Raw genomic sequence first — 11048 nt, 5'->3', positions numbered from 1 at the left:
CGAATACCATATTTTCTTATGGTTTTTAGATTTCCAGTCGATGAATACCAACTATCACCTGTAATAAATTGAATCTTTGCACCCCAACTGAGTACTTCACTTAACATATCCATAAAGTAATCATTCTTGGTTTTACTTTCAGATTTGTCATAAATTCGGAAATTAATTGGAATATTTTGACCATTTTGATCTGTCGCATACAAGGTAATGAGATTAATACCCTTGACGGATCGGTGGTGTTTGCCTGACCAAAAATAGCTAACCAAGTCCATATGTTGACTATATGGTTTATCTAAAACAGTATCATCAATACTGACTATAAGTTTATTATTATCAATATGTTGAATTGATTCTTGATATAGGTCGTGAGGTGTGTAGTCTTCACGCTCTAGAAAGCGATTTACACTATCATGCGAGATATTATAAGTCTCGGCAAGTTGTGTGCAGCTAATAGAGTTCGGTTCTGTCATGAGAAAGCCCATATAAATGGGTAATGTACAAGTTGCTGTAGAAGCATGTTTAATTCGTCTGATCACAGATACTTTATAAAGTATTTTAATACTTTTTTGAATCCGTCAATGCGTAAGTCCTATGAATATGAAGTGCTCGGTAATAAAAATAAAATCAGCCACACGAGATGATCTACTATGTTTAAATTGTTGCTCTTGCTGTGTATTTTTTTGCTGTTCAATGCCGCCTGGATCGTGGGGCGGAAAATTTATAAAACCCAGTCTTATCTCTCTGCGCAGCGTGCAGAAAAACCTGAACAAATTGCCAGTATTTCAGAACATGTCATGACTACGCATGAGGAACAGGTGCATCTGGTTGATGCTTATGAACTGGAACTGTTTGATGATGTTGCTCAGCTGTTTTTTCAGCGTCATGTAGCTATTCAGGACAGGGCACAGGCAGAGCAGTTACAGCAGGAAATCTTGCAAAAAATGCCCATGCAAAGCAGTACACAAATTCGTCAGATGGATTTAGGGGAGTGGTCGATTTTCTGGAATTTTTACCATCAGTCACTGGAATATTATGTCGGCCGCTATGGCGTGTTTTATACGCATGTCGACCGTTTTGGCCAAGAGCATCGTCAGGAAATTCGTACCGATCTTTTACGGTCAGATTGTGCTTGATCTCTCTGCTCAGGAAGCTTGTAAGTTTTGCAGGAAACGATAGGCATTAAACATCAGGCTGCATATTTAAGCCGATGTAATTCGGAAAAGGTATTTAAGGCATCTTGCCAGATTTTTTCTGCCCCCTGACGGAAATAGCCCATATGACCAATGTCCTTTAAACCATAATCTTCAGCTTTAAGATCAATATAATGCACGTTTGCCTGACGGTAATATTGCATAAAAGCATGTCTGGAATTAGGCAGGGCCCAAGCATCATCGAGAGCAGCAACCGCATAAATCGGAGTACTTACCGCAGCATAACGTGTGTGTAAGTCTTTCAAATCCGGATCGGCAAAGAAATAGGTCGGATATTTGCACCACTTACGCCACTGACGATAGACATCACGTGGCAAGTCTGCACCCATGTTAAATTTGCTCCATGGCAAATAGCCGGTGATTGCTACGAGTGGAGGGAAAACAATATTCCAGATCATCTGAACCTTGATTTTTTCCTTGAGCGGCATATAACCATGCCAGCCGGCGCCTGTGCCATAACAGTACATCGCTTCGATGCGGTTATGATGTTTACACAGACCTAATGCCTGACCTCCATAGGAATGGCCAATCATATAAATATCCAGTCCTGTCCGGCCCAAATATTCAATTGCCGCACTCAGGTCATATTCTCCCCAGTCGAGATAAGACATTTTAAAGCCTTTGAGCTGTTTCGGTGCGGAAGCGGCCACCCCTCGATAATCGAAGGTCAGCACCTGAAAACCGGCATGAGTTGCATATTCTGCAAAACGGCGATAAAACGCTTGCGGTACTCCCGTTGCACAGGCAACGACAATATTGGCCTTCGCCACAGACGGTGTACGGTAGAGTTTGCCACTTAAGCTATAACCATCTTCTGCCAGAAACTGGACACTTTCTACCTGCATTTTTCCCTGCACTATGAGTATATCCTTCGTTATATTGGATGAGATCTTGTTTTTTGTGCGCTAGCTTATGTTTAATCCAATAATGGGCCAGATGTCAAAACTCGGCAGTCGTATAGCGAGAAGAACCCTTTAAGCATATATGAAGATCGCTGCGCTATCATCATGTCTAAACAGGGGGAAATAGTATGATTATTGATTTTCAGCAGGCGCAATTACAGAAGTTTATGGCTCTGGCAATGAAGATCGAAGCGCAGCCTGAACTGTATGTGCAGTTTGATTCGGTTTCAGACTTTTATAAAGCAGACTGGTTGCAGGATTTTCCAAACGGAACCACATGGTATGTGTCCGGTCTAGACGATGGCGCCGATGAATTTCATGTCGTGATTGACTATGCCACAGCACAGCTACAGATCAGTTGTGGCCAGACACAGTTGTCTGCAAAACTATCTTGCAAAGATTGACCGAATTACCGCTATTTCCCGATAAAAGAATAATGACAGATGCTATAAAGTTGATATAAATTGCAGAATCATCTCTGTGTTTGGTTTTATTTGCGATAGTCCGGAGTGACCTAAGCGAATAATGCAATAAAAATAAGGAAAAATAGCATGGCACATCAGTTCACTGTGAAAGCAATTATCAATGGCGTGTCTATTGATGAATTTAAACGTCTGGCCAATGATATTCGTTTGCATGAGGCAGTCTGTCATCGAATTCCTGCGCAAAATTTAGAAATACTGGTCTCGGAAAAGCAGGGGCATATGTATACCTTGAAACGTGCCTATAATCTGGATGTCAACATCCCGGATATGGCAAAAAAATTACTCAAGGATGCATTCCGTTTGCAGCGTACCGATATCAGCGATCTGAATCAAATGACATCGACGGTACAACTCGGGGCAAATTTACCGATCGAGGCGACCTGTCAGCGTGCAGTCACTGGAGATGAAGACCAGATCCAGTTTCAGCTTAACTGGACAGTAAAGGTCAAAGTGCCGTTGCTCGGCGGTATGCTGGAAAAGCATGCAGAAGGCGAGATTCGTAAATTTAGTGAAATTGAACTCAGTATCGTTGAAGATGAATTACGCAAGAGCCTAACAGCCTGAATTAGTGCACCCATCTCGTTCACCAATATTTAAAAAGGGCACTTTTAAGCTGGGTGGTGGCGGTCAATTCGGCAATGTATAGCCATTTAGCTTGCTGCCGTTATCTAAGCAATGCGGCTTAAGACGTAGAAAAATAATAAGGCAATACAGGTGGGATTGAGTGCCGTTTGATCGACTGAAGAAACGGCATCATATTATTTGTATTTATGCCGCTAACTTTGAGCTTAATCACTTCTTCTATGATATTGCATCCCCAGTCGATAAGCGAGTTGATCCACATTCAGTAATTATCTGCGCGTACTGCGCAACATGAGCTAACCATCTGCATGCTACTTTTTCTAGAATGATTTTTGGATTGATGAAGCAGATTGCTGAATTGCAGTGCCATAAGCAAAGACTTCGACCATACCGCCTTGCATGCCCAGTTCCGTAGTGCTCAGCCGAATCCCCATAATCTGGGTGGCTCCGATTTTTTCAGCTTCAAGTTTTAAACGTACAATCGCCTCACGCCGTGCCCGCTCTACCACGCTTTCATAGCTGGTCAAACGACCTCCCAACATGTTCTGCACATTGGCAATTGCGTATTTAAAATAATCATGGGAAATAACCACATTACTGCTGATCATCTGTCCGGAATGTTCAGATAAGATAAAGCGGCTGTTGTTGACCTGGATATAAGCCAGTCGTTGTTCCTGTTCGTCTAGATAACGAAAATGTTTGCGTTCGTTATAACGACCAAAGCCAAAACCGACGCTAAACAGAATGACAAAAATGACGATCTGAAAAATTAAACCGTCCATGAATTATTCTGCCTGTGGAAAAGGGTCGGGTAATTTTGGCATGACTGGATCAACAATGACTGCCGTTCCATAAACAAACAGTTCAGAGGCGCCTTGGGCAATATTGGAGGTCGAGAAACGAATACCGACAATCGCATTGGCACCCATGCTACGGGCTTTTTCAACCATCCGGTTCATCGCTTCCTGACGGGATTCTTCCAGCAGCTCGGTATAAGCAGTAAGCTCACCCCCGACAATATTTTTCAGGCCAGCGAGTAAATCACGCCCGACATGTTTGCTGCGTACCGTACTGCCATAAACCACATCAATTTGTTGGCGAATAGTATGTCCCGGTACAGATTCCAGATTGCTAAGTAACATGCGTATGTTTTCTAAATAAATTGCTGGTCTATGACAATAGGAAAACTGCTTTGAAAATGCAATAAAAAAGCCCACCGAAGTGAGCTTTTCTTTTTCTATTTTAAATCTATTTCGCCTGCTGTGCTGCTGCGCGGCGTTGTTCAGTCACGGACGGCTGATTCGGCAGGGTATCCGTGGTATTGACTTTTAAGCCTCCACCGAGGGTCTTGTAGACTTCAACCTGATTGTTCAAGTTGGCCTGTTCAAGCAAGAGCAAGCCTTGTTCTGCGGCATAAGAGGCGCGCTGTGCATCCAGTACCGTCAGATAGCTGTCAATCCCGGCGCGAAAACGTGCCTGCGACAAGCGATATGTGGTATTGGTGGCTTCTACCAGACGGCGCTGTGCAGCAATTCGATCACCAATGTTTTGGCGAACTGCTAGCGCATCATTTACTTCACGAAAAGCGGCTTGAATCGACTTTTCGTAATCTGATAATGCAATTTGCTGATCGGTTTCAGAAATCTGGATATTGGCCTGACGGGTACCCCAATCGAAAATTGGAATATCCAGACTTGGGCCAAAGGACCAGCCAAAACTGCCTGATTTAAACAGATCGCCTAAATCGGTCGATGCATAACCTGCTGAACCGGTCAAACTGATGGTCGGGAACAGGCGTGCGCGTGCTGCTGCAATATTGGCACCCGCTGCAGACAGACGATACTCGGCAGCGCGTACATCTGGACGGTTAATCAGCAGATCACTTGGCAAGCCTGCACCCAGTGCCGTATTGGATGTGATGCGGGTTACGCGTTGTGCCGGCAATAAAGTCGCAGGCACTTGCTGACCGACCAGCAGGTTTAACAGGTTTTGTGCCTGTGCCACCTGAGTGCGGTAATTCGCGACATCATTGCGTGCCGTTTCGACGGAAATCTGGGCCTGACGCACAGGAAGTTCGCTGTCGATCCCGACATCAAAACGTTTCTTGTTCAGGTTAAACGATTCAAGCTGTGCTTTTAGCGTTTGTTCAGCCAAAGCCAGATTGGCATTGGCAAATGAATAGCTGAGCCAGGCTTGAGACACCTGACCAATCAGCGCAATTTGCGTCGCATCTCGCGCACTTTGAGTCGCCAGGAAGTTATCCAGTGCATTGTCACTTAAGCTACGTACACGACCCCAAAAATCAAGCTCGTAGGCTGTGACCCCTAGACCCACTTGGTAGTTGGTTGTGGTTGAACGGCCTGTCGTGGTCATACTTGATTGACGAATCACATCACCACTGGCACCAATGGTCGGCAACTGATTGTTTTCAGTAATCTGATACTGTTGCTGGGCGCGTTGAATATTCAGGGCAGCAGTGCGCAGATCACGGTTATTGTTTAATGCCAGATCGAGCACCTGTAACAGGCGCTGATCGGCAAAAAAGTTTTTATAACCTTGTTCTGCTACAGAAGTACCAGACGCATTGGTATAGCTGCTCGGGATATTTGCCTGTGCAACCGGCTCTGGACCACGCATGCTTTGACAGGCTGTCAAAGCAAGCGCAAGGGCAGATACCGCAATGCTACGACCTGTAATAGACCATACATTTTGCATTACGACTTATACTCCTGATTTTGTTGTTTTGGTTTGTATTTAAAGATACTTCGAATCCACACGTAGAATACCGGGATAAAGAAGATACCTAACAAGGTCGAGCTGATCACGCCACCAAGTACACCATAACCGACTGAGTGCTGACTACCTGCACCTGCACCTGAAGCCAGGGCAAGCGGCAATACACCAAAACCAAAGGCCAAAGTGGTCATGATAATTGGACGTAAACGCATTTTCGCCGCATGCAAGGTTGCTTCGAATAAATCTTCACCTTGCTCTTGTAGCTCTTTCGCAAATTCCACGATCAAGATCGCATTTTTCGCAGAAAGACCAATCACGGCAATGATCGCCACCTGGAAGTAAATGTTATTCGACAGGTTCGGGTTTTGCAGCAGCACCATCCCGCCATAAGTCATGAGCAATGCACCGACGATACCCAATGGCACCACCAGCAGAACCGAGAACGGAATCGACCAGCTTTCATACAGGGCTGCCAGACACAGGAATACGATCAGGAGTGACAGGGCATACAGGAACGGCGCCTGTGCACCAGATTCACGTTCTTCCAAAGACAGACCGGTCCATTCGAAGTCAAAGCCGGTTAAGCCCATTTCTGGTAACTTCGCCGCAATTTCTTCCATGGCCACCATGGCATCACCCGAACTGATTCCCGGAGCCGGTGTACCTTGAATGTTCATCGACGATACGCCGTTATAACGTTCAAGACGTGGTGAACCATAGGTCCATTCGCCTGTGGCAAAGGCCGAGAAAGGCACCATTTCACCGCGATTATTACGCACATACCACTGGTCCAGATCTTCCGGCATCATACGTGAGCCAGCTTCACCCTGAACATATACCTTCTTGACCCGACCGCGATCAATGAAGTCATTGATGTACGAACCGCCCCAAGCAATACCCATAGTACTGTTAATTTCGGCAACGCTGACACCCAGTGCACCGGCTTGTGCATGATCAACAATGACACGGTACTGTGGATTATCTTCCTGACCATTTGGACGCACACCCGCCAGACGCGAGTCTTGTGCTGCCAGGCCCAGAACCGCATTACGTGCTGCCAGAAGCTGGTCATGACTTTGACCACCTGCCGCCTTAAGCTGTAAGTTAAAGCCAGCCGACACACCCAGTTCAGGCATTGCAGGTAATTGCAGTGGCATGATGTAAGACGCATCTTTAACAATCATGTTTAGCGCCATACCACGCTGGATAATGGCACCGACTTGAGATTCCGGACTAGTACGTTCTGACCAGTCTCTCAGTTTAATAAAGGCCAGACCTGCGTTTTGACCCACACCGGTAAAGGAGAAACCCGCCACACTAAAGACTGACTCGACATGATCTTTCTCGTTTTCCAGGAAATAGTTGGTCATGGTATTGACCACCTTGTCGGTACGTTCCAGAGTTGCATTTGGTGGTAACTGAACCAGTGCCATGACCACACCCTGGTCTTCATCCGGCAAGAACGAAGACGGCAGTTTCTGGAACAACAGCACAATAATACCCAGTACCACCGCATACACGATACCTGAGAAAATCTTACTGTGGGTCATGCGATTCACGCCGCCCTGATATTTCACAGACACCTTGTCAAAGCTGCTGTTAAACCAGCGGAAGAAACGCGCAAAGATACCATTGCTTTCCGGCTTGTTTGGATCATGCTGTTTGAGCAGGGTCGCACACAGGGCAGGGGTAAAGGTCAAGGCGACAATCAGTGACAGGATCATTGCCGTGACCAGCGTAATCGAGAACTGACGATAAATGACGCCGGTGGTTCCACCGAAGAAGGCCATTGGAACGAATACTGCAGACAGCACCGAGGTAATACCAATCAGTGCGCCGGAAATCTGTCTCATCGATTTTTCAGTTGCAGACACCGGATCCAGATGCTCTTCCACCATGACCCGTTCTACGTTCTCGACTACAACAATCGCATCATCGACCAGAAGACCGATCGCCAGTACCATGGCAAACATGGTGAGGGTGTTGATCGAGAAGCCAAAAACGTTAATGACCGCAAAGGTGCCCAATACCACCACTGGAACAGCCATGGTTGGAATAATCGTGGCACGCCAGTTCTGTAAGAACAAGAACATGACTAGGAACACCAGAATAATCGCTTCGATCAGGGTCTTAACCACACTCTTAATCGACAGTTCAATAAATGGTGTTGTATCAAAGGCCAGTTGATCGACCATGCCTTGCGGATAGTTCGGACGTAACTGTTCTAAGCGTTCTTCAACCGCTTTTGCTGTATCAAGCGCGTTAGCACCTGTGGCAAGTTTAATTGCCACACCACCAGCCGGTTTGCCATTAAATTTCGAATCAAACTGATAGTTATCTGCACCGAGTTCCACCCGTGCAACATCACCCAGACGAACTTGCGCGCCCGAAGTGGTATTTTTCAGGAAGATATTGCTGAACTGTTCCGGAGTCTGTAACAGGCTTTGAGCCGTTACGGTCGCATTCAGCACTTGTCCTTCAACTGCAGGAGCACCACCAAGCTGACCCACCGCAACCTGTGCGTTCTGGGTGCGAATTGCAGTCGCAATATCGCTCGGTGTTACTTGCAGGCTGGCCATTTTGGCCGGATCTAGCCAGATGCGCATGGCATAAGAGCCACCAAAGACCTGAACCTCACCAACCCCGGCCACACGGCTTAAAGGTTCAGAAATATTCGAGTTGACATAGTCTTTGATGTCATCGGCGGTCAGGCTGCCATCAGGTGAATAGAAAGCCAATACCTGAAGGAAGCTGGCACCGGATTTGGTGACACGCACACCCTGACGCTGTACATCTTCGGGAAGAAGTGCAGTGGCAGACTGTAATTTGTTCTGAACCTGAACCTGTGCGATATCAGGATCAACACCCTGGTCAAAGTTCAAGGAAATAGAAGAAGAACCATTACCCGCGCTGTTAGACGAGATATAACGTAAGCCATCCATACCGTTCATCTGCTGCTCGATGATCTGGGTCACTGTATTTTCAACAGTTTCAGCAGATGCACCTGGATAAGTCGCAGAAATGGTGACGGTTGGCGGAGCAATCGTTGGATATTGTGCAATTGGCATTTTGCTGATGGTTAAAATACCGGCCAGCATGATAACCAATGCAATCACCCATGCAAAAATCGGGCGATGAATAAAGAATTGAGCCATGAACCATTACTCCTTATGCATTTGCAGCAGGTTTTTGTTCAGGTTGTTCTTTCTTTGCATCATCTGCCTTTTTCTCGCTTGCTGCAGGCTGTTGCGGTGCAGCACCTTGTGGCGCAGCAGCTTGAGGTTGATAAGGTTTAGCTACAACTTGCTGTTCAGGTTTCACTTTTGCAATCCCGTCTACAATCACTTTATCACCTGGATTCAGACCTTCAGTCACAATCCAGTTGTTGCCTTGAGAGCCGGTGGTCGTGACTGGACGTGGTGCTACTTTACCATCAGCACCGACCAGCATCGCCATTGCCTGACCTGTTGGAGTACGGGTCAACGCCGCTTGTGGGATCAGGAAGGCATTGGGCACTTCACCCTGTACGATTTGCGCAGTCGCAAACATACCTGGCAGGAGTAAATGGTTTTTGTTCGGGAATACCGCACGTAAAGTCACCGTACCTGTTTCTGGATTTACGCTGGCATCCGAAAATGCAAGACGGCCTTCAATCGGATAGATGCTGCCATCTTCAAGCTTTAACTTCACTTTAGTGTTGTTTGAGCTATTCAAGTCGCCTTTGTTGAGCTGCTGACGTAAACGTAAAAGCTCAGCACTGGACTGGTTGATATCCACATAAATCGGATCTAAACGCTGAATGGTAACCAATGGCTCTGGTTGATTCGCCGTCACTAATGCACCCGCAGTCACAGAGGAACGGTTGGTCTGGCCCGAGATCGGTGCACGTACAGTCGAATAGCCCAAGTTAATTTCGGCATTACGCAAGGTGGCACGGTTGGCATTCAGATCGGCTTCAGCCAGTTTGACCTGTGCCACGATGTCATCATATTCTTGTTTAGAAATGGCATTGGTTCCAACCAGCTGGCGGTAACGGCCTTCCTTCACACGTAATACACCCAGATTGGCTTCAGCACGGGCAATTGCTGCACGAGCATTATCCACGGTCGCACGGTTGGTGCTTGAATCGATTTCGTACAGAGCCTGACCTTCACGCACATAACTGCCTTCAGTGAACAAGCGTTTAAGCACCACACCACTGGCTTGCGGACGTACTTCTGAAATTTCAAATGCTGTTGTACGACCCGAGAGCTCTACAGACTGCTCTACACTTTGTGGTTGTGCAACAAGAACACCGACTTCAGTCGGTGGCATTTGTTGTTGAGCACCAGCTTGCTGGCCCTCTTTTGGATCTTTGCTACAACCAACAAGTGCAAGACTTGTTGCTAATGCGCAAGCAGTCAGGGCAGGTGCCCAAAGCTTTGCAGACATCATTGTTTCACCTCTATTAGATCTTTATCTAAATTTTCTTATTTGTGCGCCGCGCAATATCTGATCCAGACCATATACCACAACGAAATCCAAATAAAACTGATACTCCAGCCGGATATGACATCTGAAGGAAAATGTACGCCTAGATAAACTCTTGAAATCCCCATCATCAGCATCCATAAGCCTGCACCGATCATGATGATGGTAAAGCGAGAATGTTGCCGATACATGTAAATTGCCAGACAAGCCAGACATGCCGCATACAGACTATGCGCACTTGGAAAGGAACTTCCAAAACTTTCAACCAGATGTAAGGACTCTGGTGGTCGGGGTCGGGCAATTGCAAACTTTAACAGCCAAGCTAGGAGTATTCCTCCGATAATTCCGATACATATAAAAATTACGCTTGTATGCTTTTTATACCACAGCAAGGCAATACACCATAGTGTGGATAAAAATAATACAAATGGCATGCCACCTATCACTGATAAGGACAGAGTAATTCGATTCCAAAACTCGGTGCGATACAGACTCATCCCTTCCACTGCGTGCAAATCAAGCTTGCTTAAAGCAGGGATATTCAGGATGAACACACTGAAAATTAAAAATAAAATACCGACAAAAAGTAACAAGTAATGCATGCCAAAAATCCTTGTCCCTTTAACCGTTCGCAGATCGGTTAATTGTCTGGAGTAGAAGTG

10 protein-coding genes and 1 pseudogene are annotated in these 11048 nt (G+C 46.2%); 3 read left to right on the top strand and 8 right to left on the bottom strand.

Going from position 1 to position 11048, the window contains the following annotated elements:
- A pseudogene (locus FTU82_RS11655) lies at positions 1-536 on the bottom strand (IS701-like element ISAba11 family transposase); the annotation flags it as partial.
- Positions 537-647: 111 nt separating this feature from the next.
- On the opposite strand from FTU82_RS11655, the gene FTU82_RS11650 reads away from it, so the two are divergent.
- On the top strand, positions 648-1133 hold the full coding sequence (locus FTU82_RS11650) for a hypothetical protein (RefSeq protein WP_074383421.1): 486 nt from the start codon (positions 648-650) through the stop codon (positions 1131-1133).
- Positions 1134-1186: 53 nt separating this feature from the next.
- Here FTU82_RS11650 and FTU82_RS11645 read toward each other — a convergent pair whose 3' ends face one another.
- Positions 1187-2056, bottom strand: a complete 870-nt coding sequence (locus FTU82_RS11645) for an alpha/beta fold hydrolase (protein WP_180001697.1) — start codon at positions 2054-2056, stop codon at positions 1187-1189.
- 185 nt (positions 2057-2241) lie between these two features.
- Between FTU82_RS11645 and FTU82_RS11640 the strand changes: the two genes are divergently transcribed.
- Together FTU82_RS11640 and FTU82_RS11635 are read left to right on the top strand one after the other, a co-directional pair.
- Positions 2242-2517 (top strand): hypothetical protein, encoded by a 276-nt coding sequence (locus FTU82_RS11640; protein ID WP_159516113.1) that lies wholly within the window; start codon positions 2242-2244, stop codon positions 2515-2517.
- A 147-nt stretch (positions 2518-2664) separates the two neighbouring features.
- Entirely contained in the window at positions 2665-3162 is a 498-nt protein-coding gene (locus FTU82_RS11635; RefSeq protein WP_005097789.1) for a DUF2505 family protein, read from the top strand.
- A gap of 338 nt (positions 3163-3500) precedes the next feature.
- On the opposite strand, the gene FTU82_RS11630 is transcribed toward FTU82_RS11635, so the two are convergent.
- The 6 genes from FTU82_RS11630 to FTU82_RS11605 all read right to left on the bottom strand — a co-directional run bounded on the left by FTU82_RS11630 (position 3501) and on the right by FTU82_RS11605 (position 10988).
- Entirely contained in the window at positions 3501-3962 is a 462-nt protein-coding gene (locus FTU82_RS11630; RefSeq protein WP_180001696.1) for a YbjQ family protein, read from the bottom strand.
- 3 nt (positions 3963-3965) lie between these two features.
- Positions 3966-4322: a YbjQ family protein gene (locus tag FTU82_RS11625; RefSeq protein WP_005097785.1), complete on the bottom strand. Its 357-nt coding sequence runs from the start codon at positions 4320-4322 to the stop codon at positions 3966-3968.
- Positions 4323-4428: 106 nt separating this feature from the next.
- A complete protein-coding gene (gene adeK / locus FTU82_RS11620) occupies positions 4429-5895 on the bottom strand; it encodes a multidrug efflux RND transporter AdeIJK outer membrane channel subunit AdeK (protein ID WP_180101362.1) in 1467 nt (488 codons plus the stop codon).
- Positions 5895-9071 carry an efflux RND transporter permease subunit gene (locus tag FTU82_RS11615; RefSeq protein ID WP_005169787.1) on the bottom strand — a complete coding sequence of 1059 codons (3177 nt, stop codon included), beginning with the start codon at positions 9069-9071 and terminating at the stop codon, positions 5895-5897. The genes adeK and FTU82_RS11615 overlap by 1 nt, the downstream gene beginning before the upstream one ends.
- Positions 9072-9084: 13 nt before the next feature.
- A complete protein-coding gene (locus tag FTU82_RS11610) occupies positions 9085-10350 on the bottom strand; it encodes an efflux RND transporter periplasmic adaptor subunit (protein ID WP_034608437.1) in 1266 nt (421 codons plus the stop codon).
- A gap of 35 nt (positions 10351-10385) precedes the next feature.
- The gene (locus FTU82_RS11605) at positions 10386-10988 is read right to left on the bottom strand and encodes a phosphatase PAP2 family protein (protein ID WP_180101361.1); all 603 of its coding nucleotides are present in this window, start codon (positions 10986-10988) and stop codon (positions 10386-10388) included.
- Between the last annotated feature and the right edge of the window lie 60 nt (positions 10989-11048).

The sequence above is a fragment of the Acinetobacter sp. YH12151 genome (genome assembly GCF_013418355.1).
In the GTDB taxonomy this organism is placed as follows: domain Bacteria; phylum Pseudomonadota; class Gammaproteobacteria; order Pseudomonadales; family Moraxellaceae; genus Acinetobacter; species Acinetobacter pseudolwoffii.
Note: the sequence above shows the minus strand (reverse complement) of the source record. Positions and strands in the feature narration are given on the sequence as shown.